Source organism: Vibrio sp. 2CM40D, assembly GCF_023161825.1.
Lineage (GTDB): Bacteria > Pseudomonadota > Gammaproteobacteria > Enterobacterales > Vibrionaceae > Vibrio > Vibrio alginolyticus.
On the sequence record NZ_JALNTL010000009.1, the window covers coordinates 62,080 to 84,711 of the forward strand.

20 protein-coding genes and 1 other RNA gene are annotated in these 22,632 nt (G+C 43.6%); 7 read left to right on the forward strand and 14 right to left on the reverse strand.

Translation table 11 applies throughout. The annotated features are described in order from the left end of the window. Window positions 1-62 precede the first annotated feature (62 nt). Both MTF70_RS18995 and MTF70_RS19000 read right to left on the reverse strand, forming a co-directional pair. Window positions 63-1,610 (reverse strand): alanine/glycine:cation symporter family protein, encoded by a 1,548-nt coding sequence (locus tag MTF70_RS18995; protein WP_005381681.1) that lies wholly within the window; start codon window positions 1,608-1,610, stop codon window positions 63-65. 306 nt (window positions 1,611-1,916) lie between these two features. Further along, window positions 1,917-3,173, reverse strand: coding sequence for a D-amino acid dehydrogenase (locus MTF70_RS19000; protein WP_171344843.1), 1,257 nt, complete (start codon window positions 3,171-3,173; stop codon window positions 1,917-1,919). 106 nt (window positions 3,174-3,279) lie between these two features. Here MTF70_RS19000 and MTF70_RS19005 point away from each other — a divergent pair, with 106 nt between their 5' ends. From MTF70_RS19005 to MTF70_RS19020, 4 genes are all read left to right on the forward strand, one after another. Beyond that, complete coding sequence (locus tag MTF70_RS19005) at window positions 3,280-4,191, forward strand: LysR substrate-binding domain-containing protein (RefSeq protein ID WP_137281744.1); 912 nt, start codon at window positions 3,280-3,282, stop codon at window positions 4,189-4,191. 117 nt (window positions 4,192-4,308) lie between these two features. Further along, on the forward strand, window positions 4,309-5,577 hold the full coding sequence (locus MTF70_RS19010) for an O-acetylhomoserine aminocarboxypropyltransferase/cysteine synthase (protein WP_248394210.1): 1,269 nt from the start codon (window positions 4,309-4,311) through the stop codon (window positions 5,575-5,577). Between the two features lie 208 nt (window positions 5,578-5,785). Beyond that, window positions 5,786-7,117 (forward strand): aspartate aminotransferase family protein, encoded by a 1,332-nt coding sequence (locus MTF70_RS19015; RefSeq protein WP_205460834.1) that lies wholly within the window; start codon window positions 5,786-5,788, stop codon window positions 7,115-7,117. Beyond that, window positions 7,108-7,947 (forward strand): 3-keto-5-aminohexanoate cleavage protein, encoded by an 840-nt coding sequence (locus MTF70_RS19020; RefSeq protein WP_205460835.1) that lies wholly within the window; start codon window positions 7,108-7,110, stop codon window positions 7,945-7,947. Before MTF70_RS19015 ends, MTF70_RS19020 begins: the two co-directional genes overlap by 10 nt. Before the next feature lie 74 nt (window positions 7,948-8,021). On the opposite strand, the gene MTF70_RS19025 is transcribed toward MTF70_RS19020, so the two are convergent. The 4 genes from MTF70_RS19025 to MTF70_RS19040 all read right to left on the reverse strand — a co-directional run bounded on the left by MTF70_RS19025 (window position 8,022) and on the right by MTF70_RS19040 (window position 12,899). After that, complete coding sequence (locus MTF70_RS19025; RefSeq protein ID WP_170890789.1) at window positions 8,022-9,389, reverse strand: Na+/H+ antiporter NhaC family protein; 1,368 nt, start codon at window positions 9,387-9,389, stop codon at window positions 8,022-8,024. Between the two features lie 180 nt (window positions 9,390-9,569). Beyond that, on the reverse strand, window positions 9,570-10,157 hold the full coding sequence (locus MTF70_RS19030; RefSeq protein WP_170890790.1) for a DedA family protein: 588 nt from the start codon (window positions 10,155-10,157) through the stop codon (window positions 9,570-9,572). A gap of 204 nt (window positions 10,158-10,361) precedes the next feature. Then, window positions 10,362-11,897: a bifunctional GNAT family N-acetyltransferase/carbon-nitrogen hydrolase family protein gene (locus tag MTF70_RS19035; RefSeq protein WP_205460836.1), complete on the reverse strand. Its 1,536-nt coding sequence runs from the start codon at window positions 11,895-11,897 to the stop codon at window positions 10,362-10,364. A 120-nt stretch (window positions 11,898-12,017) separates the two neighbouring features. After that, window positions 12,018-12,899 carry a LysR family transcriptional regulator gene (locus tag MTF70_RS19040; protein ID WP_104978838.1) on the reverse strand — a complete coding sequence of 294 codons (882 nt, stop codon included), beginning with the start codon at window positions 12,897-12,899 and terminating at the stop codon, window positions 12,018-12,020. Between the two features lie 400 nt (window positions 12,900-13,299). On the opposite strand from MTF70_RS19040, the gene MTF70_RS19045 reads away from it, so the two are divergent. Then, a complete protein-coding gene (locus MTF70_RS19045; protein ID WP_005381668.1) occupies window positions 13,300-13,863 on the forward strand; it encodes a porin family protein in 564 nt (187 codons plus the stop codon). Window positions 13,864-13,984: 121 nt separating this feature from the next. Here MTF70_RS19045 and MTF70_RS19050 read toward each other — a convergent pair whose 3' ends face one another. The 4 genes from MTF70_RS19050 to smpB form a co-directional block, all read right to left on the reverse strand. Then, on the reverse strand, window positions 13,985-15,124 hold the full coding sequence (locus MTF70_RS19050) for a lipase family protein (RefSeq protein ID WP_025768873.1): 1,140 nt from the start codon (window positions 15,122-15,124) through the stop codon (window positions 13,985-13,987). Between the two features lie 3 nt (window positions 15,125-15,127). Further along, complete coding sequence (locus tag MTF70_RS19055) at window positions 15,128-15,679, reverse strand: DUF6795 domain-containing protein (RefSeq protein ID WP_225466667.1); 552 nt, start codon at window positions 15,677-15,679, stop codon at window positions 15,128-15,130. 818 nt (window positions 15,680-16,497) lie between these two features. Then, window positions 16,498-16,865: a transfer-messenger RNA gene (gene ssrA / locus MTF70_RS19060) on the reverse strand. Window positions 16,866-16,931: 66 nt separating this feature from the next. Next, the gene (smpB, locus tag MTF70_RS19065) at window positions 16,932-17,417 is read right to left on the reverse strand and encodes an SsrA-binding protein SmpB (protein ID WP_005381642.1); all 486 of its coding nucleotides are present in this window, start codon (window positions 17,415-17,417) and stop codon (window positions 16,932-16,934) included. Window positions 17,418-17,536: 119 nt separating this feature from the next. Here smpB and MTF70_RS19070 point away from each other — a divergent pair, with 119 nt between their 5' ends. Continuing rightward, a complete protein-coding gene (locus MTF70_RS19070) occupies window positions 17,537-17,980 on the forward strand; it encodes an SRPBCC family protein (RefSeq protein ID WP_005381641.1) in 444 nt (147 codons plus the stop codon). Continuing rightward, window positions 17,970-18,329, forward strand: coding sequence for an RnfH family protein (locus MTF70_RS19075; protein WP_054865948.1), 360 nt, complete (start codon window positions 17,970-17,972; stop codon window positions 18,327-18,329). The genes MTF70_RS19070 and MTF70_RS19075 overlap by 11 nt, the downstream gene beginning before the upstream one ends. A 101-nt stretch (window positions 18,330-18,430) precedes the next feature. On the opposite strand, the gene bamE is transcribed toward MTF70_RS19075, so the two are convergent. The 4 genes from bamE to MTF70_RS19095 all read right to left on the reverse strand — a co-directional run bounded on the left by bamE (window position 18,431) and on the right by MTF70_RS19095 (window position 22,558). Further along, a complete protein-coding gene (gene bamE, locus MTF70_RS19080) occupies window positions 18,431-18,790 on the reverse strand; it encodes an outer membrane protein assembly factor BamE (RefSeq protein WP_017820585.1) in 360 nt (119 codons plus the stop codon). A 242-nt stretch (window positions 18,791-19,032) separates the two neighbouring features. Continuing rightward, a complete protein-coding gene (locus tag MTF70_RS19085) occupies window positions 19,033-19,515 on the reverse strand; it encodes a GNAT family N-acetyltransferase (protein ID WP_005381636.1) in 483 nt (160 codons plus the stop codon). Window positions 19,516-19,536: 21 nt separating this feature from the next. Beyond that, window positions 19,537-21,201 (reverse strand): DNA repair protein RecN, encoded by a 1,665-nt coding sequence (recN, locus tag MTF70_RS19090; protein ID WP_054865950.1) that lies wholly within the window; start codon window positions 21,199-21,201, stop codon window positions 19,537-19,539. 166 nt (window positions 21,202-21,367) lie between these two features. Next, window positions 21,368-22,558: a DUF3103 domain-containing protein gene (locus MTF70_RS19095; RefSeq protein ID WP_005381632.1), complete on the reverse strand. Its 1,191-nt coding sequence runs from the start codon at window positions 22,556-22,558 to the stop codon at window positions 21,368-21,370. Between the last annotated feature and the right edge of the window lie 74 nt (window positions 22,559-22,632).

Consider the following 22,632-nt stretch of genomic DNA (forward strand, 5'->3'; position numbering starts at 1 on the left):
GTTAATCCCCCTTTTTTATGTCCTCAATCGGACCACTGCTTTTTCTTATTTATGTGATAACGCTACGTTGATGGTTGCTCAACAGTTTCTGCGCTATTGCTGTCTGCCGTTGGAGCTTTACCCGTTTTACGTCGGTACTTATCTTCCCAGTAATCTGCGCCTTTAATGCCCAGTGCAACAGGGTTAAATGTAAAATCGGTCACACCACGTTTTTGTTGCTCTTCGTAGTCGTTCAGTGCTTTGAGTGCAGGCTTCGACATAAAGAAAATGATCAAAATACCGATGATGTTTAGCCACGCCATCAGTCCTACGCCTACATCACCCATCGCCCATGCTAAGTTGGCGGTTTTCACGGTTCCGTAGAACACGGATGAAATAATGATGACTTTCAGAATAAACATCAGTCCATTTACTTTGAACGTACGACGAATGTAAGCAATGTTCGTTTCTGCAATGTAGTAGTAAGCCAGAATGGTCGTAAACGCGAAGAAGAATAGAGCGATTGCGATGAATGGTTTACCCACGCCAGGTAGTGCGCTTTCGATCGCCATCTGTGTAAACACAGGGCCATTTGCACCAATATCCGCTGGTAGGTTTTGAACCAGGAATGTACCTTCAATCGCACCATTTACGTTGTACGCGCCAGTGATAAGAATCATGAACGCGGTTGCTGAACACACAAGTAGTGTATCGATGTAAATAGAGAAAGATTGAACAAGACCTTGCTGAGCAGGGTGATCAACACTCGCTGCTGCTGCTGCGTGAGGACCAGTACCTTGACCTGCTTCGTTGGAGTAGACACCACGTTTTACACCCCAGCCGATTGCTGCACCAACGCCTGCCATTGGTGTGAACGCGTCACCAATGATCATGCCGAAAATGCGTGGAACCTCACCAATGTTTAGAAGGATGATGACAAACGCAGTAATGATGTAAGCTAACGCCATAAATGGCACAACGACTTGGGTAAAGTTCGCGATACGCTTTACGCCACCAAAAATGATGAAAGCCAAAATGACACAAACAACCGTACCAGTGAAAATTTTAGCAAAACTGAAGGTACCAATAGCGGTTTCAATCATGTCACCTGAGCCAAATGCGGCTTCTACTGCGTTACCGATACTGTTCGATTGAACGCCAGGAAGTAGAACACCACAAGCAAAGATGGTCGCGATAGCAAAGATCCAAGCGTACCATTTTTGTCCCATTGCTTTCTCAATATAGTAAGCAGGGCCACCACGGAACTCGCCTTCGTCTTCTTCTTTATAAATTTGTGCAAGTGTTGATTCTGCGTATGCGGTTGCAGCGCCAAAGAAGGCAACGACCCACATCCAGAATACGGCACCTGGGCCACCGAAACCGATAGCAGCAGCAACACCAGCAATGTTACCTGTACCTACACGGCCAGATAGTGAAACGGCAAGTGCCTGAAATGATGATATCCCTTTTGTTGAACTCTTCCCTGAAAGTAATAAGCGCCACATCTCAAAGAAGTGACGAATTTGTACAAAACGCGTCATGATTGAATAGAACAAACCTGCGCCAAGGCACAAATAGATCAGTACCGGGCTCCAAATAATTCCATTCAGAAAATCAACTAATGACTGCATGAGTATTTTCCCTGTTAGTTGTGTTTGTGGTTGTTTTTCACACAATACATTACCCTTTATGTAATGCAATTGTTAACTTTTTAGCTACAAATCCTTTGTAGCGTGATGATGAACACAGAATGGAGAGTAGTTGTTAAAATTTGGTTCTTGTTGCTTATTTGCTCCTTTTAGGTAGAAGATTTGCCTGATGATTAATTATGCAGCACATTGTCATTTAAATGTGCTGCGATTTTGATGAGTTAAAAATGCCAGTGGTTATGCATTTTGTGGAGTAAGTGTCTGCCTGTTTTTTGTTCAGTGATGTCCTCAGGCGTAACGACAAAGGTTAAGCTCCGCATTATCCATCACTTTTGCTTTTTCACCTTTCATTACGCTTGCTAGCAATTGACCTGAACCACAAGCCATCGTCCAGCCCAGAGTTCCGTGTCCGGTGTTAGTAAAAAGGTTATCGTATTTAGTCGCGCCGATAATTGGTGTGCCATCAGGCGTCATTGGCCTAAAGCCGCTCCAAAACTCAGCTTGGCTGAAGTCACCACAACGAGGAAAAAGATCACGGATGACCATTTCGATGGTGTTTTTGCGCTTTTGTGGAAGGGAAGCATCAAACCCTGCTAATTCTGCGGTGCCAGCTACGCGAATTCTGTCATCAAATCGAGTCATAGCGACTTTATAGGTTTCATCCATCACAGTAGATCGAGGAGAGAAGTGTTCATCCTCCATCGGGATGGTGAGTGAATAGCCTTTGACAGGGTAGACCGGAATATCAATATCGAGTTGCTTGAGTAGCGCTGTAGAGTAGCTGCCAGAGGCCACTACATATTGGTCTGCTTTAAATTGTCCTCGGTTCGTTTGGACACCTATGATCTTTTTGCCTACTGTAACCCAATTGCTTACTTCAGTATCGAACTCAAATCGGACATCGTGTGCCTTAGCAAGCTCCGTTAGTTGTTGGCAAAATTGATGGCAATCGCCCGTTTCGTCATCAGGTAGATGCAAGCCACCAACCAGTTTGTCTTTCACAAGTGCAAGCCCTGGCTCTTGTTCAATACATTGTTCGACGTCCATTAGCTTAAATCGGGTTCCGCTTTGTTCAAGGAGCTGCATGTCCTTTTCAATGGCTTGCAGCTGTTGATGTGTTCGGAATACTTGCAAGGTCCCAAACTGACGTCCTTGATACTCAATGGCGTGTTCTTGGCGTAACTGTTCTAAGCAAATACGGCTGTGGTTAGCGATCGAAAGCATGCGAGCCTTGTTAACTTGATAGCGAGGTAGGGTGCAGTTCGCGACCATTTTACTCGCCCAGCGGATCATGTCGGCATTCAGAGTGGGTTTGATTTTAAGTGGAGCATGCTCCTCCATTAACCACTTAATGGCTTTAACAGGAACACCAGGCGCAGCCCAAGGCGAAGAATAGCCATATGAGATCTGCCCGGCATTGGCGAAGCTCGTTTCCATGGCACTGCTTGCTTGGCGGTCAATGACGGTAACTTGATAGCCTGCTTGAGATAAATACCAAGCAGAGGTTAAGCCGATAACGCCGCTGCCTAATACGATGACTTCCATTGATGCACTCCACACATTTATCAGAGTGCTCAGTTTCTTTTCTTTACCTTTTGTTAACAATCGATATAAATTACACACTGCGTTTAGAAAAACTATAGGCTCAAGGATGAAAAGTAATCTGATAAGTGGTTTGTGCCTATTTAGCCAAGTCGCGGAGTACAGCAGCTTTACTGGTGCCGCAAGACATTTACACCTCACCACTGGTGCCATAAGCCAACAAATTATTCATTTGGAAGCGTTATTAGGTTTTACTTTATTTGAACGCCACTCTCGCGGTATTCGTTTAACCGTAAAAGGCACTCAGTTACACCAAGCGACGCAGTTTCACTTTTCGGAACTGAGCAAATTGCTTGATGAGCTCAAAGTAGAAAAGCAAACCAATGAAATTCGTTTGAAGTTGACGCCTTCTTTTGCTTTCAAATGGTTAGTCCCAAAGCTCGAAAGCTTCCATCATGATAATCCGGATATCCAAGTACAAATCTTTGCGGAAGGTGCGCTGGTAAATAGTGAGATAAAAGACTATGACGTCGCAATTGACTATGGTCTTCATCCTTATAGAAATGCTAACGCGGAGCTGATTTTGGATGAGCATCTGCTACCGGTGATGAGTCCAAAATACCTTGAGGATCATGGCTGGCTAAAAACGTTGTTTGGTGAGCAAAAAAACTCAATGCCAGTGAAGCAATGGCAAGAGGCGACGCTACTACACGATGCGATGCCATGGGAAAAAGCGACGCGTGACTATGAGTGGCTATATTGGGCGTCAGCGATGGGGTTGGATTTTAAAACCGATATCGGACACTTTTTTAATCGAACGGATATGGCGATGTCTGCAGCCGAAGCTGGCGTTGGGATTGCGATGGCACGAATGGCACTGATTGAGGATGAATTGACGACAGAGCGTTTGGTTTCTCCATTCAAACCGATTCCTGCCAATGCAGGGTATTACTTGATCATGAACACACGTACGAATGCGACAGAAACGTTTCGTCACTGGTTACTTGGACAGTTGAATTAGCGTTTTATCTCTGTGATTCGCCCCTACGTTATTTGTTGAAAAATTGGGCAATATAAGTTTTAAGCAAGGTAAGTGCTTTTCTTGCCGCTATTTGAGTGATGAAAGACAGGGAAGAACATGAAAGACGAAACGCTATCCATCCATTTTGGTTACGAAACTGACCCGACCACCAAATCTGTCGCGACACCGATTTATCAAACGGTTGCGTACGAGTTTGATAACGCGCAGCATGGTGCTGATCTGTTTAACTTGGAAGTGCCGGGGAATATCTACACTCGCATCATGAATCCGACTAATGACGTGCTGGAAAAACGCATGGCAGCGTTAGAAGGCGGCATTGCCGGGTTGGTCGTGAGTTCGGGGAGTGCAGCGATTAACTATGCGATTCTGACGTTAGCGCAAGCGGGCGATAACATCGTTTCTACGCCGCAACTTTATGGCGGTACTTACACCTTGTTTGCGCACATGCTGCCAAATCAAGGTATTCAAGTGAAGTTTGCCAAAGATGACAAGCCAGAAAGTTTGGCCGAGTTAATTGATGAAAATACCAAAGCGGTGTACTGCGAGAGCATTGGGAACCCTGCGGGTAATATCATCGATTTAGAACGTGTGGCGGAGCTTGCTCATGCACAAGGCGTACCTGTGATTGTGGATAACACTGTTGCGACGCCAGTGCTTTGCAAACCCATCGAATTTGGTGCGGATATCGTAGTTCACTCTCTCACTAAATACGTTGGTGGGCATGGCACCACATTGGGTGGCGTGATTGTGGATTCCGGTAAATTCCCTTGGGCACAGCACAAAGACCGCTTTCCTGTTTTCAACCAACCAGAACCTTCTTACCACGGCGTGGTGTATACCGAAGCGTTTGGTGAGGCGGCATTTATCGGGCGTGCGCGTACCGTACCACTGCGTAATACCGGAGCAGCATTATCACCGATGAATGCATTTATGCTTATGCAAGGGTTAGAAACGTTACCGCTGCGTATGGAGCGCCATACCGAGAACACACTCAAAGTGGCTGAATTCTTGGAACAGAATGACAAAGTCAGTTGGGTAAGTTATGCCGGATTGCCAAGTTCTGAACACTTCCATCTCGCCGAAAAATACATGAAAGGTAAGCCTTCTGCGATTTTGTCGTTTGGTTTAAAAGATGGTTATGACGCTGGTGTGCGTTTTTATGATGCTTTGAAAATCTTTAAGCGTTTGGTGAACATTGGCGATGCAAAATCATTGGCTTGCCATCCTGCATCGACGACTCATCGTCAATTGAGCGAAGCAGAACAAAAACAAGCTGGTGTGTCTCCAGAGATGATTCGTTTATCGGTGGGTATTGAACATATTGACGATATTCTAGCCGATTTAGAACAGGCACTAAACTCGTAAAACGATTCTGTTTTTAGCTTTGGGTTACCCATAGGCCAGCCTTTAAAAAAGCTGGCCTATTTTTATTTTATTGTTTAAATATCAAGGGTTTTGGTGTTTTTGGTTTGTGGCATTCCAAAAGCTCATAGAGGGTGAGATTTATTCTCTTGTCACGTTTGGGTTTGTTCCTGATGATGTGTGCAAGTATTACACATTGGAAGGGACTCAAATGTCTTACGTATTTTACCGTCATTGCCATGCCACGCTACCAATCATCGATAGAGGTGAAGGTGTTTATCTATTCGATAAGCATGGAAAGCAGTATCTCGATGCTTGTGGTGGTGCTGCGGTATCAAACCTTGGCCACAGTCATCACGCCGTTAAAAAAGCCATGTTGGAACAGATCGAGCGAGTGCCATTTGCTCATACTGGATTTTTTACTAGTGACAACAGTGAGCGCCTAGCAGAATTGATTTGTCAGTACATGCCTGAACAGTTCAACCATGTGTATTTAGTCAGTGGAGGATCAGAAGCGGTGGAGTCGGCACTAAAAATGGCGCGGCAGTATTTCGTGGAATCAGGTAAGCCAGAGAAAAAGCAATTCATCGCGCGTCAGCAAAGTTATCACGGTAATACCTTGGGGGCTCTGGCTGTCGGAGGTAATGAATGGCGACGTGAACCGTTCAAACCCATCTTACACCCGAGCCATCATATCGCCCCTTGCTATGCTTATCGTTATCAGCAGAGTCATGAGTCGGAATTGGATTACTCATTGCGAGCGGCGAATGAGCTAGAGGCAAAAATTCTTGAGTTGGGGGCTGATAATGTCATGGCTTTTGTCGCTGAGCCCATTGTGGGAGCCACCGCTGGAGCTGTGCCTGCCACACAAGGTTACTTCAAGCGTATTCGCGAAATATGCGACCAATACGATGTGTTATTGATCTTGGATGAAGTCATGTGTGGCGTTGGACGCAGTGGCAGTTTTTTTGCGTTTGAGCAAGAAGAGGCAGAACCCGATCTGGTGTGTATGGCTAAAGGGCTTGGTGCGGGCTATCAACCTATTGGCGCGGTGGTTGCGAATGATCGAGTCTATCAAGCTATTGCTGATGGAAGCGGTTTTTTCCAACACGGTCATACCTTTATGGCGCACCCTGTGGCGTGCGCTGCTGCCGTGGCAACAATTGAAACCATCTTCCAAGATGATTTATTAACGGCGGTGAATCAGCAAAGTGCTTTGCTGCGTAATGAGCTTACTTCTGCATTGGCCCATTTACCGTACATTGGCGACATTCGTGGTAAAGGCTTGTTTTTTGGCATTGAGCTGGTGGCGGATAAAGAAAGCAAGGCGCCTCTGAGTAAAGCCACATTGGCAGACAAACGCATCAAACAGCGAGCAATGGAAAATGGCTTAATGTGCTACCCAATGGGCGGAACGATTGATGGCGTTAATGGGCACCATATTTTGCTCGCACCGCCATTCATTATTCAGTCTCATCATATTGATGAACTAGTCGGTAAACTCTCATTAACGTTAAAAGAGGTGGCGGAGACATGGAAGTAGCAAACCAATATTTGCGAGAACCTATCGCCATTATCGTGGCCCCAAACGGTGCAAGAAAAACTAAGCACGATCACGCCAGCTTACCCATGACAACAGACGAACTGGTTGCAGAGGCTATCGCTTGTCAAACGCTAGGGGCTGCCATGATCCATTTACATGCTAGAGACGCCAACGGACGTCATTCATTAGACATCGACGACAACATGGCAATTTACTATGCCGTGAAAGAAGCGGTGGGACAAAACATGATGGTACAGCTCACCACAGAGGCGGTGGGCTTGTATTCTCCGCCACAACAGATGGCGTTAGTTAAAGCTGTGAAACCAGAAGCGGCTTCTTTCGCATTGAGGGAGTTAATCCCTGATCGAGCAAGTGAGAAAGAAGGGTATGCCTTTTTCCATTGGGTGGCAGAACACAACATCGTGAGCCAAATTATTCTCTACGATGCAACCGACATTGAACGTTATTTCCAACTGCGTGATGCGGGCGTGTTACCTAAAACGTATCAGCATGCATTAGTGGTGTTAGGGCGTTATCACCAAGCTCAACAGTCTTCGCCATGGGATTTACGAGGTTTGAATTTGGCGCATTTTGTCGAGGAAGAAATTCGATGTGCCATTTGTGCTTTTGGCGCGCGAGAGCAAGACTGTTTAGCGAGTGCGATGTTACTTGGATTCGATGTGAGAGTGGGGTTTGAGAATAACCACGTCGATGTGGCAGGCGAATTAGCAATCAGTAACGCGGCTCAGGTGGAAGCTCTACGCGATGTGGCGCATCGCTTTGCGATTCCTTTACACAGTGCGCAAAGTTTGCGTTCAGCTTTGAAGTAAATCTGCTCGCGGAAAAGAAAAAAAGAAGAAAGGAAAGTAAAAAGGCTCCATCGGAGCCTTTTCGGTATTTGTCGTTAGTTCTCAGTTTGCGCTACAGGTTGACGAGCGGGATGTTTGATAAACACCGCGACAATAGCCGCTATCGCTAATGCAAAACAGTAGTAAGAATTGGCAACTACTTCAAGTGGCGAGAGGTTGAACACGGAACCTAGCAGCAGTACTTGAGCACCGTAAGGCAACACGCCTTGCACCACGCATGAGAAAATGTCTAACAAGCTTGCTGAGCGGCGAGGAGAGACATTATTCTCTTCCGCCAGTTGGCGAGCAACGCTGCCCGATACAATGATGGCTACGGTGTTGTTTGCCGTACAGCCATTGACCATTGAAACCAAACCTGCAATACCTAGCTCGCTTGCACGACTGTTCGCATGCTTAGAGTGGCTAGAGCCAAACGCGTGGATAAGGCTACTAACGAAATTTGTTAGAAAAGCAAGACCACCTTGGCGACGCATTAGTTCACTCAAACCACCAATCAGCATGGATAACAAGAAGATCTCTTGCATGTTACCAAAGCCTTTGTAAACGTCTTGGGCTAGATTAGTTAGTCCGTAATTGTCAATCGATGCCAAGCTCACGCCGCCAGCCAAAAGAATGCCAATCGACAGAACCACAAACACATTTACACCAGATACCGCTAGGATCAAAATAGTGATGTACGGCAAGACTTTTAGCCACTCAATATCGCCAGTTGCAGGCACTTGAGTCGCGGTACTGTTGAAAGCGAACACTGCAATCGCGATCAACGCCGCAGGTAAAGCAATACGAATGTTCTCTTTAAACTTGTCTTTCATCTCACAACCTTGAGAGCGTGTCGCCGCGATGGTGGTGTCAGAGATGATAGAAAGGTTATCACCAAACATAGCGCCGCTCAGCACAACGCCTGCGGTTAACGGTAAGCTCATTCCTGCTGATTCAGCAATACCCAACGCTACGGGGGCAACGGCTGCGATGGTACCCATCGAAGTCCCCATTGCTGTTGCGATAAAAGCAGAAATCAGAAAAATGCCCGGTAAAATCATGCTGGTTGGAATAGCGGATAAACCAAGGTTCACTGTTGCATCAACACCGCCAGAGGCTTTTGCTACCGCAGCAAAGGCACCTGCAAGCAGATAGATCATACACATTGCGATGATGTCTGGGTGGCCAACACCACGCATGAAGTGTTCGATTGAGCGGTTAAGTTTCTCTTTACTTAAAAGAAACGCAATGATGATGGCTGGTAATACCGCGATGGGTGCAGGCAGCTGGTAGAAGGCAAATTCCACGCCTTGCAAAGATAAGTAAGTGCCTACGCCAATAAATAGCGCAAGGAATACAATTAATGGGATCAGTGCGACCGCAGACGGTGCAACTGTTTTAGTAGTTTGTTGGGAACCGGACATGTAAACGACAATGTTAATGATAAGAGAGAAGAGCAGACTAATATCACATTTCTACATTGTCAACGTCTAGACGTCTAAATGGCTGTTTAAATTTTACACGTAAAGAAAAAGATAAAAGCTCGTGTTGCGTATCTCACTGATACCACGAGCTTTAGTTATGCGCTAATGAAGAGACTGTCGTTATTGCATTGATTTGGCTTTTTTGCGTTTAACAATACCTAAAACCATCCACGTAAATAAGACAGCAGCAAATGCCCATACCAGATATTTGTATTCGGTGTACAGGTTGCTCAACACGCTTAAATGTTCAAATGCAAAGTGAGTTAACAAGCTGAATACCAATACCCAAACCGTCGCCGCGAGGGCGTTACCGAGCAAAAACGCTCTACGTGGCATTTTCGCGATACCGCATGCAAGAGGCATAAATTGCTTCATTCCTTCAATAAAGCGGCTGACCACCAAGCACGTAGGGCCGTATTTCTGGATAGTCAATTGAAGCGTTTGCATCTTCGGGCCGGAAATGTAGCCTTTTTTATCTAACCACCCCTCAAAGTAATAACCGATTAAGTAGCCACAGGTATTACCAAAAAAGCAGCTCAGCCACGATACCATCATTACCATACTTAGGTTCATGACTTGTTCTGACGAGAGCAAAGATGCCGCGATCATCAGTGATTGACCAGGCATCGGGATACCTATCCCTTCTAGAAATATACTGACAATCAGAGCAACGTAGCCATATTGCTCGAGCAAAGGCTTCATTGACATGAGAAGTTCGTTAATATGTTCCAAAAGCTTTCCCCTAATAAAAGCGGAACGAAGTTGGAGTGATACTCCGAATGTCCTATTGGGTCAATTCTTGTTTCTCACCGTTGAGAAAAACTGACATGCCTCTGATAATTGCGCAGAATCAACCTGCAGCTGGCTTTACTCGCCGCCACGCTCTTTGGTAGCGGCGAACTAGGGAGATCCTTATGACTCTTTGGCTTTGGTGAATGCGCCATACAAATCAAGGCGGCGATGACGTAAGTTGGTGACAGAGCCTTCGGTATTAAGCTGTTTCAACTTAGTCAAATCAACATCAGCGAAGATTATCATTTCGGTGTTGGCGCTTGCTTCTGTCAAGGTCGCATCGTGCGGGAAATAGATATCCGACGGTGAGAATACGGCAGATTGTGCGTACTGGATATCGACATTATCAACACGAGGTAAGTTGCCGACACTGCCCCCAATTGCAACGTAGCATTCGTTTTCGATGGCTCGTGATTGGGAACAGATTCGTACTCGTTGGTAGCCATTTTTTGTGTCTGTCCAGAAAGGAACGAACACAATTTGTGCGCCTTGCTCGGCGAGCATTCTTCCCAACTCTGGGAACTCGCTGTCATAACAAATCAGTATGCCGACTTTGCCCGCATCGGTTTCGAACACTTGAACATTGTCACCACCGTCGATCACCCAGTCTCTTTGTTCATGAGGCGTGATGTGGATCTTATATTGAGCGTTTATTTCACCATCTCGTTGCAGCAAGTAGGCCACATTATACAACTTGCCATCCTCGATGACGGGCATACTGCCTGCAATAATGTTGATGTTGTAGGTGACGGCCATCTGCGAGAAGCGGTTTTTGATCTCTTCTGTAAAGCTAGCCAAAAAGCGAATTGCTTCGACGGAATTTTGGTCGTTTTGCAATCCCATCAGCGGCGCGTTAAAGAATTCAGGGAATAGGGCGAAATCGGCTTTATAGTTCGCAAGAGAAGAGATGAAGAACTCAGCCTGATCGAGCAAATCCTCCAGGTCATTCATCGCGCGCATTTGCCACTGGACGACACCAATCCGAATCAGTGTTTTTTCTACATCGTGTACGGATTGAATATCCTCTTCGTAGAAAAAGTTATCCCACTCCAGCAGTGTCGCGTAACCTTTAGAAGCGCTATCCTCTGGTAAGTAGCCGCGCATGATTCGTTTTACATCGAAGTCGTTAGCAAGCTGAAAAGACAAAATAGGGTCATGAAGCTCACGGCGTTTTATTTTGTCGATGTACTCTGCAACGCTCAGTTCATCTGCGTATTGGTGGTAATTAGGAATGCGACCACCGGCTAAAATTGCTTTGAAGTTCTTACTACGGCAAAGCTCTTTACGCGCATCATACAAACGTCGACCTAAACGTAGCCCTCGATAGTCCGGGTGGACAAATACATCGAGACCATACATGGCGTCACCGGTCACTTGGTTTTGGATGACGTTGTTCTCGGTGATGATGTCGGTGTACAGGTGAGGAAGTGAAAATCGGTTGTAGTCCACTTTGATTGTTAGCGCTGCGCCGACAATTTTTCCGTTATCCTCAATACAGATTTGTCCATCAGGAAACTGATGAATAAGATCCATGATGGTCAGGCGTGGCCATGAGCCACCAACATCAGGAAAAACAAGGTCCATTAATTCCGCGAGCTCTGGGTAATCGGTCGGCTCAATGGTGCGTAAAGAGAGTCTTGGCGTGTTGCTGTCCATATCCTACTATCCATTTATCCTTTTTAAATAGTATGGATGAGAATGCCATAAATTTGAGCAGACAGATACCGAAGTCTTTGAGTTGTTTTGGTTTACCTAAACGAGCTTAAAGAAACAACATTAACTTAGCTTGCTCTTCAGCCATTCGTGAAACACCGCTACTTTTTTAGCCGAAAGGCGATAATTTGGGATCATCACGTAATAACCATAACCGCTCTGTAAAGAAAGGTTGAGAACATGCTGAATGTCCCCTCTTAAAATCGAATACTGCGCCATAAAATCAGGAAGCAAGGCGAGCCCTTTTCCCATTCTGACAGCTTCGCAAGCTAGGTAAAAATGTTCGACGCCTACAGGTTGATAGGTAACGGGAGATTCTACAGTGTAGACCGCTTTAAATTGCTCCCATAGCTGAGGGCGAGTGATTTGAGGTATAAACGGATAATTACTAACAGCGTGCACACTCTCAATTACAGGAGCATTTGTGCAACCGACTAATAACAATGTTTCTTCGCATAGTAAGTGGCTGTATTCATAATGTGTGGATAATGGAAGGCAGCGAATATGTAAGTCACTTTCGTTGCTCGAATCTTTGACGTTCCCATCCCCGGTACAGACTCTTACTCGGATGTTAGGATGTTGCTGGTGGAAGTCATCAATATTAGGTATCAACCAAAGACTGGCAAAAGAAGGGGTTACGTCCACGGTGAGTAATTCTTGCTTTGAATCTGACTGGATTAAGTTGGCAGTTGCATGCTGAATAAGCTCCAAAGCTTCTGTGACTTGCGGCAGATAACGCTTGCCTTCTTCGGTTAACTCAATACCACTCGCCCCTCTTTGTATTAAAGGTAAACCCACCAATTGCTCCAGCGATGCGATTTGTTTGCTTACTGCGCTTTGCGTAATACATAGTGCATCCGCTGCTTTAGAGAAACTGAGGTAATTAGAGACCGCGACAAACGTCCTTAATGCTCGAATAGAAGGGTATTCACTGCCTTTTAACATACTTCAGTTCCATTAAACTCTGCTTAGGCAAAGAGTAGAGTATTCACGGCTTGAAGCAAAGTAAGATGCAACGTATGTGTGATTAGCTTCCTTTATTATAAAAACTAGCTAAGCATTTTTTTTTGACTGATTAATCTATAAGAGTATTTTAGATGTTTATTTAATTTCTTTGAAAAATCTACAAATTAACAAGAATCTTTTTCACATCAGAGATTAACCTCAATTTAGTATTGTTTATATAAAGTAAACAGACAGCTCTTTTTTCTATTTTTGTTCGGCGATCTTTAGAGGATTGTCAGTATTCTATAAAATTAAATATATTTTTCATTAATTTAAAGTTGGCATTGCATTTGCTCTTTACTATTCGAACCTTCAATGGAACTTATATTAGGAGAACGAAATGAAAAGCAATGTTGTTACTTTGATTAGCCTTTTTTCTTTAGCAACGTTTAGTACTTTATCACATGCTGCGGACTCCAACGATCATGGTGTATATGTTGGCGCCAACTACGGTTACTTAAAAGTTGATGGACAAGATGACTTTGATGATGACAGCGATGTTATTCAAGGTTTAGTTGGTTACCGTTTTAATCCTTACTTAGCGTTGGAAGGTGGTTACATTGATTTCGGTAGCTATGGTAATAACCTAGCAAATGCCGAAACGGACGGCTATACAGCGGCTCTAAAAGTTACTGCTCCCATTGCTGATCGTGTCGACCTTTACGCAAAAGGCGGTCAAATGTGGTACTCGACGGATTACAACGTTGCGGGCTTCCAAGGCAACAAAGATGATGAAGGTGTATTCGCTGGTGCCGGTGTTGGTTTTAAAGTTACTGATAACTTCTTAGTTAACGCAGAATATATGTGGTACGACGTAGAACTCAATGCGGAGAATGTCGCAAACGGTGCAAACACGGAAACAGACTTTAACCAAGCATCACTAGGTGTGGAATATAGATTTTAATATTGTTAACAACTCTAAGCCCTAATAAAAAGCGAAGCCTAAATAGCTTCGCTTTTTCTGAACTCAATCTAGTTGAGGATAATTGAGCGGTTTTTAGAATAATTGTTAGTGTCTTTTACTGTTACGCTACTATATTTAGAGCATTTCTAACATGACTGTCTAACCTTCTTACTAGTCTCGAAAAACAAAGTTTTATCACTCTATAAGTAATACTCGATAGGTCGATCGCTGCGCTACCTGACATTACATTCATGTGACCTAAAATACCGCGGACGTGTTCTGTATACTCGTTTTTTAGTTTTGAAATGTACGCCATAGCTTTAGCTAGTTGATCCCAAGCAGTAAGGCCTACGGTTGCTATTTGTTGTATTATATGACCCAGACCTGAAATTCTTAGTAAGGTCAAAATTGAAGAGACTATTTTACTTACCCAACCATCAGTCATTCGAGCATTATATCTATTGTTGAAGTCAAGAAATACGTTGCGTTCTAGGTAAGTTTGAGATTTGGGTTGTAGTGCCGACCACTCATTACTTGTAGCGGTATTGACATAACCCGGAACAGATTTTTTTCCTAGTCCATGAGCGCAGAAGTAGATGCCAGAACTTCCATCTAGCCGATACTCAATACCACCGTGAGTAAATGGCCAAAGAGGAGACATAGGAACTGGATCTGCACCATGAGTGCAGCGATATGAAGAATCTAACTCCCTTCTTGCGTATGGTTTAAAGCCAACTTTTGGTGCGCCAAAAGTATATAGGTGTACGCTATAGCCGTACTGACTCTTCACCCAATCTGCCGCTAATGAAGCAAGAGCACCACCTAAACTATGACCTACACAGTGTATTGCCTTCGGTGCTTTCATGTTCTTTTTCGAATAACCAGCGATGTATGCTGCAAGTTGTGGCTTTATCGTATTGAAGAGATTTACAAAACCTGCATGTACCCTGTAACCTGATGAGGTACCTGATATCCCAATGTTTCCATCGGTCATAATGTCGCCGATGTTTGCTTGAGTGCCACGAAAGGAAAATACTAAAGTATCGGTAAACTCGCCCTTACCTCGACCTATCGCTACAAAATCTGATGTCATTCCACCAAATCCCATAAAGCCACTTGTCGTTCCTTTTTTGACATCATTCCTTAGATCAAATGTAAAAAACTTTGCTATATAACCACTAACGTTACGAACATTAGTTGCGAATACAGAATAAGGGATTTCTGCGATTCTAGATGATAGCTTTGGTGAGAGTGATTGCATTCTTTAATTTCCATATAAATCAGAGTCAATATATCCAAATAAATCACATTGACTATTTACGTAGTAGTCATCGTTTTCGTCATCATCAATTGAAAAAGCAAAGTACTTAAGAGGGTTTGCTGCATCACAGACTAGATTAGCCATATTGTTTTTTACGTAATCCTCTATTTCATAGCCATCGAACGAACCTTCCCAAATAATAACGCTTTCATCAATATCTAGTTCTGTGGTTAAAACAATAGTTACATAATGTTCAATAAGCGGGATCTTAACGCTCTCTTTGTTCTCATACACAGGAGAAAATTCAAACCGACCATTGCTGTCAGTAAATGTTGATAAGTCTATTGATTTTCCTGAAGCGCTTAAACCAATACTAAGACTAACCTTTTGGTTATCAATCGGCTTCCCTTTTTTTGTTAGCACACCATTGATTTGTGGTGTGTATTGGTTAACTTTATCGCTATTCAATATACTCTCTCCAAAACTCATATTAATGCTCAACAATATGATTGTAATAAATCCAACTAAGTAATTTCTCACATCGACTTTTTTCATTTTAAAAATCTATAAATGTATATGTATTGTGTGTTTTTACAATATTTAATGCTAACTATGTGATTCGTACTGCATTGCCCTTGTAACTTGTGAATTTGAAAATTACATTTTTAGATTTATGTTTATCTACTTGACCGATTTTTATTAGCATTAATAAAGTTTAAATCTGGAATACTCAGTCTACGCTAACCTTAGGTAGTTATATTGTATTGGATTTTTTAGGCTTTCATCAGGTAATGTGGAAGCAAAATAAACGAGAGCTATCGAATGGGAAAGAGCTCTATAAATACTAGGTTTCAGACAATGAAATCGTATTGAAAATAGTTAATTAGTCGCTTGCTCAAGAGGTGTTTTTATTACTTTACATCGTAATGCTAGATTGACTTGATAATTTATTTTTCCGCCAATTGTGATAACCAAGAACAAAAGAAAAGGCTTATTGAGTATCTTTTGATGGTTAGTGATAAACCCAAATTGTTCAACTTTAACCCATCATAATTCTATAACTTAGATTTAGCACTCGTAGTTGTTGATACCCCAAAAACTTAGAACACTTTAAATCGAAGAGCATATAGTACACACTTTTTGTCCTTGAATGAGTTCTTCTGAACTTCCATGTGTTTTTGGTGGTGTATTTATGAGCGTATCGCCTGTTACTTAATACTCAACGAGTTTTTAAATCGGTGTACGTTCAGAGTTATGCAGTAATGCTCGTGAAAAGTTATCAGGTAGCATGAGTGCGTGAGAAAAGAAGACAATGTGGATAGTGGGTTGTTGATACAAAAAAGGCCACCCGAGGGTGGCCTTTTCCAAACGTTTGGTGGAGCTGGCGGGAGTTGAACCCGCGTCCGAAAACCGTTCATCATTGGTACTACATGCTTAGTCGATCTTTAATTTCGCCACCCACCTGCGAACCGACACGCTAATGAATGACTAGCCTGAATTAAAATTCGCCGTTCATCTCTCAGGCGGGAGAATCCGGGCTAGCGCGTTTGGGTTTGATCCCTCGTTGATCCCCGTCTTACGTGCGGAAGCTAGGGCGAGAGAGCTCTTAGCAGGTTATTAAGCTGCTAGTGCGTAGTTTTCGTCGTTTGCGACTATTTTTTTGCGGTTTGTTAACGAGGCCTACCGCACCTCGGCATGCACCTCAGACTTCTGAATTCCCGTCGAATCCTAAATCAGCCCCAGGTAATATTCGCATAGTAACAGAAAAGCATTGGCTGTCCAGTACTATGCGTTTAAGTGGTCAAGATTAACGCAGCGCGCTCTTCATTACGCGTGCTTTTTCTCTTGCCCAGTCTTTTTCTTTTAGATCCGTACGTTTATCGTGCAGCTTTTTACCTTTTGCTACGCCAATTTTTAGTTTCACCCAAGAGCGAGACCAGTACAGTGAGAGGGCCGTTAATGTCATACCTTCACGGTTTACACGTCCGAATAGATTATCCAGCTCACGACGACTCATTAGTAGTTTACGCACACGTGTAGGGTTCGCCACAACGTGTGTCGATGCCTGATTTAAAGGAGTGATTGTCATGCCACTCACAAAGGCTTCACCGTCACGCATAAATACGTAACTTTCAGAAATATTGGCTTTACCTTGGCGAAGGGCTTTCACTTCCCAACCTTGGAGCTCCAAGCCAGCTTCGATTTCATCATCGATGAAATACTCGTGGCGAGCTTTTTTATTCAGCGCGATAGTATTGCTACCCGCTTTTTGTTTCGTTTTTTTCTTTGCCATAATAGCGTCATTATACGGGTTGGATATCGGATAGGAAATCCTTTTATTTGCGCAATCGTGGAATAAAAGTAAAATTGGCGAGTAGCTTTAAATCTGTACATGTATCGATAGGAGTATGTATGAAGCAAGTCAGCCGTTCTGCGCTTGTGTCTTTTAGCGCCGAACAGATGTTCAATCTGGTTAATGATGTTGCTAAATACCCTGAATTTCTGCCTGGTTGCTCGGGCTCTAGAATCATTGAGTCTTCGGGGAATGGTATGGTGGCTTCTGTCGATGTGGCGAAGGCTGGAATCAGCAAAACGTTTACGACTTCAAATGAGTTGATCCCAGGTCAGGCAATTATGATGAACTTGGTGGATGGCCCGTTTAAGACGTTGCGTGGTGGTTGGATTTTTACCGCGCTAGATGAGCAAGCTTGCAAGGTTGAACTAAAGCTTGAGTTTGAATTCTCAAGTAAAATGATTGAGATGGCCTTCGGTAAGATTTTTAACGAGCTTACTAGTAATATGGTAAATGCATTTACTAAACGCGCAAAACAGGTCTACGAGTGTTATGAGTATTGAGTCAGATATGATTCACGTTGAGGTTGTCTATGCTCTTCCTCATGAACAGCGTGTATTTAACTTAGTGGTAAATAATCACGCAACGGTAGAAGAGATCATTCGACAATCCGGTGTATTGGAGTTGTACCCTGAAATTGATTTGTCCAAGAACAAAGTGGGTGTGTTTAGTCGTAACGTGAAGTTGGATGCGACCGTTCGAGATCGAGACCGAATAGAGATTTATCGTCCGTTACTCGCCGATCCGAAAGAGATTCGCCGTAAAAGGGCGGAGCAGGCTAAAGCCGAGAGAAGTGCAGACCCAGTCACCGGTGGCAAGCCTAGTTCTGTACGTAAAAATAAGCAGGATTAATATAAACCCAATAGCTCATGTGAGTTACTCAAAGTTTGACTAACGTGATTTCTATATAATAAAAAACCTCCCAAACGGGAGGTTTTTTTGCAAAAGTCAGTTTACTGAATTTGCTCGTAAAATGCGTCACTTTTTGGAAAGTCACCACTGATGTCTGCGAGTGTGCCTTGGTCATTAAAGTTTACAATCAGATCTTTCTGTACTGGTTCGCCATGGCCAGGAGTATGATGATAGATGTAATACCAAGTGTTTGGATAGCCGTTTTCAATAAGCATTGGCGACCCTAATACGAAGCGAACCTGTGCTTTAGTCATCCCAAACTTTAATTTATCAACCGCACTTTGTTCTACATAGTTGCCTTGGTTGATATCAATACGATAAACCAGTCTTTCCAATACCGAACATCCTGTCAGCAATGTCATTGCTAATGGTACGGCAACTAACCACTTCTTTAATTGCATAATAATTTCTTAGTAACCTTTAAAATACTGCGCTGATAATAAACAAGCTCGACGCAGATGTAAAAAGCTATGCGTCGTATGGTAGACAATCTGACAACGAATTTTGAGTTGAGTTGCATTTATTCACCGATATTAGGCGGTAAATGTCACCACATGACGTATTAGTTAGGTGACGAAGAGCACATTTCAATCGGAGATAGGGTGATGGACGCTTTCAGCGGTGAGCCAAGCCTAGTGACTCGTTAGTCGGTTTTGGCGAATTCGCGTAATGCATCACCTGAAAAACGATAATACTCTTTTTCATGAATTAGTGTTGCACCAATTGAGCGGTAAAACTGACCTGCGGTAGGGTTACTACTTTCAGCTGTCCAGTCCAACCTTTGGCATCCACACTTGATCGCCAAAGATGCCAGATACTTCATTAACTTGAGACCAACCCCTTTTCCTCGAACCTTCGAAGATACGAACAGATCTTTTAAGTACATCTGCCCTGAGAGTTTTGGGGCAGGGAACATGACGGTATAAGATGCAAAGCCTACGACGTCATCATTATCGTAAACCGCAATGATATTAACACCAGAATGTTCAGAGAAGACTTGGCTCTTTAGATAATGGACCAGATCGTGTTTTGATGAAGCTTTTTCTTTGAAGTAGTAATGTTCTAACTCAATAAAAATAGGGATGAGATCTAAGCAGTTGGTTTTGTGTATTGCTCTGATATCCATATCTCATCCCTTGTCGATTTATTAAGCGGCGATAAGCAGTTCTTTTGCGTTTGCCAACGTTGAGTCGGTTATTTGACTACCACCAAGTAAGCGAGCTAATTCTGCCACACGTTGTTGTTCATCTAATGCGTGCATTTGGGTTTCGGTTTGGCCTGCTTTGGTTTGCTTAGCAACAAACATTTGTTGATGGCCGCATCCGGCAACTTGAGGGAGGTGAGTGACACACAATACTTGAGTAGATTCGCCAAGCTTGCGTAGCATTTTGCCCACTACGGCAGCTGTTGGGCCACTAATACCTACGTCCACTTCATCGAAGATTAAACTTGGTGTATCTACTTTCTGAGCGGTGATCACTTGGATAGCTAGAGAGATACGTGATAGCTCACCGCCTGACGCAACTTTTGCTATAGGTTGCAATGGTTGTCCCGGGTTGGTCGATACTAAGAAGCACACGCTGTCCATGCCAAGCGGCGATGGGTGCGTGTTGTCATTGCTAACTTCGATACTGAATACTGCTTTCTCCATGCTCAATTCGTGCATGCTTTGTGTGATCAGTTTGTTCAGTTCTTTTGCGTAACGGCTGCGTGATTTGTGCAGTTTTTCTGCTTGTGTTAGAAAGCTTTGGTACTTGTGTTCTACTTCTTGAGCAAGTTCATCTAAACGTTCATCGGAGCAATCTAACGCTTCTACTTGGGTCAGAAGATCTTGATGATGCTGGTAGAGTTCTTCTGGCATTACGTGGTGTTTACGAGCTACAGACATCACTTTAGAAAAACGTTCTTCTACATAAGCCATACGAGCTGGATCAACATCGATGCCATCTAAGTAGCTGCGTAATTCATTCTTCGTTTCTTCAAGTTGAATCATTGCTTCTGACAGCATGTTAGGTAGCTCAGATAGCTTTTCATCTAATTCGGCTAATTGAATTAGGGAGTGATTGGCCGATTGCAAAATACCAAGCGCATTGACTTCTTCACCTTCGTAAATAAGTTCGATGGCTTGCTGACAGGTAGTGGCGAGTTCACCACTGTTGGATAGTCGTTTGTGCTCTTGCTCGAGCTCTGCAAATTCTTCTTCACCTAGCGATAACTCATTCAGTTCTTTGATTTGGTATTCAAGCAACTGTTTTTGCGCCTGGTTTTGCTGGCTATTTTCTTTTAGCTGCTTGAGGTTATTATCCGCCTGACGCCAATGCTGGTAAGCACTTCGTGTGCTTTTTAGTAGGTTTAAATGCCCAGCATATTGGTCGAGCATGGCCATTTGGTGCTCACTTTTCATCAATTGATGATGAGCGTGCTGCCCATGGATATTGATAAGTAGCTGCCCTAGAGATTTGAGCTGTGATAGTGGAACAGGGCTGCCATTAATGAAGGCTCTTGAGCGGCCTTCTTTTGTGATAATACGACGCAAAATACACTCACTGCCATCTAGCAGATCGTTATCTTCTAACCAACGTGTTGCATGTAAGTTGTTGTCCAATAAAAAAGCGGCGCTAACTTCGGTTTTCTCTTCACCTTGTCGCACCATGCCGGCATCGGCTCGTCCGCCTAAGCAGAGCCCTAAAGCATCAATAGCAATGGATTTACCCGCGCCTGTTTCACCTGTAATGGTGGTCATGCCCTTAGAAAGCTCGAGTTGTAAAGACTTAACAATCGCAAAATTATTAACACTTAGATGAGCCAGCATTTTATTTACCTGTATAACTGAACAATACTGTATAAGAGAACAGTATATACTGTTTCTTTATACAGTAAAGTCGGGTAAGGAAAATTTTCTTTGTAGGCTGTTTTTTTGTGATGAAGTGGGAAAAATGAGCCGATGTGATTACAACGACTCATTAAAGTTGAACAGGTTACGGACGAGTTGGGTTAATCGTTAGTGGTTCTAGTGTGACGACTGCATTCACACCTGCACCTGGGTGATCCACGTATGAAGTGTCTTGCATTAGAGTGTAGTAAACGTCGACGAAGTCATCATCATTCGTGAGTACACCATCGGGGATAGTGTCGATGATCTTGTTCGTGATTTGCGGAATAATCGCGTAAGCCTGAACTTCTGGATCTGGAATCGCTTTCAATACTTCTTCGGCAACTTGAACAAGGAGTTTTGCCAATTGTTTATAGTCTGTGCCGTCATCTTGCTCCATGAGCACAATGTCTGCCGCACCCCAGCGGTAACGAGACCAGTGAATAATGATCTGATTCGGATAGTAATCTTGGTTATCGTAGTCTAAGTATGGAAGCTCCACCAAATCGAGAGTAGGTTCATCACGACTTGGATTGACGCCCGTTACGATAGCGTAGATTTCTGCCTTGCCAGAGATCCAAGGTTCTTTGTCATCGGCTAGACGGATCTTTTTCAACTGCGTGGTTTGAATTGGAGCCGCTTCGCCTACTGCGCTACTTGACAATAGCGGTGTATTTTGGCGTTGTTCATCAGCAATATATGGTTGAACTAAAGCTGGTTGACCGAGTTTTTTCATCTCAGCTTGCATAGCTTGCAAGCCTGCTTTTAGCTCTGCAGAGCTATTGTTATCAACGACAAGTACAGGTACCTCAGGGAGCTGGTAAACATCGAGTTGATGGACGTTGCCATAAACATCAAATGCTTCGATGTATTGCCAATTCTCATCATCACCACTTGGTTCAAATGCAAATAATGGCTCGACCTCGCCACTTTGCCATGCTGTTATCATGGCTTCATTTGCCAAGCGAACTTCTAACAACTGATCTGAGTATTCAGAAATACCTTTCCAGCTACGAATTTGAGTGTCAGCTTGTACAAGCTGGCGGCTGAACTCTGAGTTAGGGTTTTGCTTAACAAATGCTGATACAGACACGTTAGTCTGTTGTGGAGTAATATCTCTTCTCAACATGGGTTCAATGGCAGCATAGTTCTCACTCAATTGTTGAGCGAGGGCACGCTTCGTCTTAGTGATATCTTCCGCTTTTGCGTTGGATACACTGTTGACTTGCGTTTCCTCTGATTGGCAGCCAATAAGTGCTAATGTACTGAGAACAGACAGAATGATGGTTTTCTTCATAATATGTCCTTTATTGATTTTATGAAATAGAGTTAATACTCTATTCATGGTGAGAATATCACCGGACATAGATC

What these genes read in the sequence shown, in the direction of transcription:
- MTF70_RS18995 (WP_005381681.1), bottom strand. Translation starts at nt 1,610, where the DNA reads ATGCAGTCATTAGTTGATTTTCTGAATGGAATTATTTGGAGCCCGGTA.
- MTF70_RS19000 (WP_171344843.1), bottom strand. Translation starts at nt 3,173, where the DNA reads ATGGAAGTCATCGTATTAGGCAGCGGCGTTATCGGCTTAACCTCTGCT.
- MTF70_RS19005 (WP_137281744.1), top strand. Translation starts at nt 3,280, where the DNA reads ATGAAAAGTAATCTGATAAGTGGTTTGTGCCTATTTAGCCAAGTCGCG.
- MTF70_RS19010 (WP_248394210.1), top strand. Translation starts at nt 4,309, where the DNA reads ATGAAAGACGAAACGCTATCCATCCATTTTGGTTACGAAACTGACCCG.
- MTF70_RS19015 (WP_205460834.1), top strand. Translation starts at nt 5,786, where the DNA reads ATGTCTTACGTATTTTACCGTCATTGCCATGCCACGCTACCAATCATC.
- MTF70_RS19020 (WP_205460835.1), top strand. Translation starts at nt 7,108, where the DNA reads ATGGAAGTAGCAAACCAATATTTGCGAGAACCTATCGCCATTATCGTG.
- MTF70_RS19025 (WP_170890789.1), bottom strand. Translation starts at nt 9,389, where the DNA reads ATGTCCGGTTCCCAACAAACTACTAAAACAGTTGCACCGTCTGCGGTC.
- MTF70_RS19030 (WP_170890790.1), bottom strand. Translation starts at nt 10,157, where the DNA reads ATGTCAATGAAGCCTTTGCTCGAGCAATATGGCTACGTTGCTCTGATT.
- MTF70_RS19035 (WP_205460836.1), bottom strand. Translation starts at nt 11,897, where the DNA reads ATGGACAGCAACACGCCAAGACTCTCTTTACGCACCATTGAGCCGACC.
- MTF70_RS19040 (WP_104978838.1), bottom strand. Translation starts at nt 12,899, where the DNA reads ATGTTAAAAGGCAGTGAATACCCTTCTATTCGAGCATTAAGGACGTTT.
- MTF70_RS19045 (WP_005381668.1), top strand. Translation starts at nt 13,300, where the DNA reads ATGAAAAGCAATGTTGTTACTTTGATTAGCCTTTTTTCTTTAGCAACG.
- MTF70_RS19050 (WP_025768873.1), bottom strand. Translation starts at nt 15,124, where the DNA reads ATGCAATCACTCTCACCAAAGCTATCATCTAGAATCGCAGAAATCCCT.
- MTF70_RS19055 (WP_225466667.1), bottom strand. Translation starts at nt 15,679, where the DNA reads ATGAAAAAAGTCGATGTGAGAAATTACTTAGTTGGATTTATTACAATC.
- smpB (WP_005381642.1), bottom strand. Translation starts at nt 17,417, where the DNA reads ATGGCAAAGAAAAAAACGAAACAAAAAGCGGGTAGCAATACTATCGCG.
- MTF70_RS19070 (WP_005381641.1), top strand. Translation starts at nt 17,537, where the DNA reads ATGAAGCAAGTCAGCCGTTCTGCGCTTGTGTCTTTTAGCGCCGAACAG.
- MTF70_RS19075 (WP_054865948.1), top strand. Translation starts at nt 17,970, where the DNA reads ATGAGTATTGAGTCAGATATGATTCACGTTGAGGTTGTCTATGCTCTT.
- bamE (WP_017820585.1), bottom strand. Translation starts at nt 18,790, where the DNA reads ATGCAATTAAAGAAGTGGTTAGTTGCCGTACCATTAGCAATGACATTG.
- MTF70_RS19085 (WP_005381636.1), bottom strand. Translation starts at nt 19,515, where the DNA reads ATGGATATCAGAGCAATACACAAAACCAACTGCTTAGATCTCATCCCT.
- recN (WP_054865950.1), bottom strand. Translation starts at nt 21,201, where the DNA reads ATGCTGGCTCATCTAAGTGTTAATAATTTTGCGATTGTTAAGTCTTTA.
- MTF70_RS19095 (WP_005381632.1), bottom strand. Translation starts at nt 22,558, where the DNA reads ATGAAGAAAACCATCATTCTGTCTGTTCTCAGTACATTAGCACTTATT.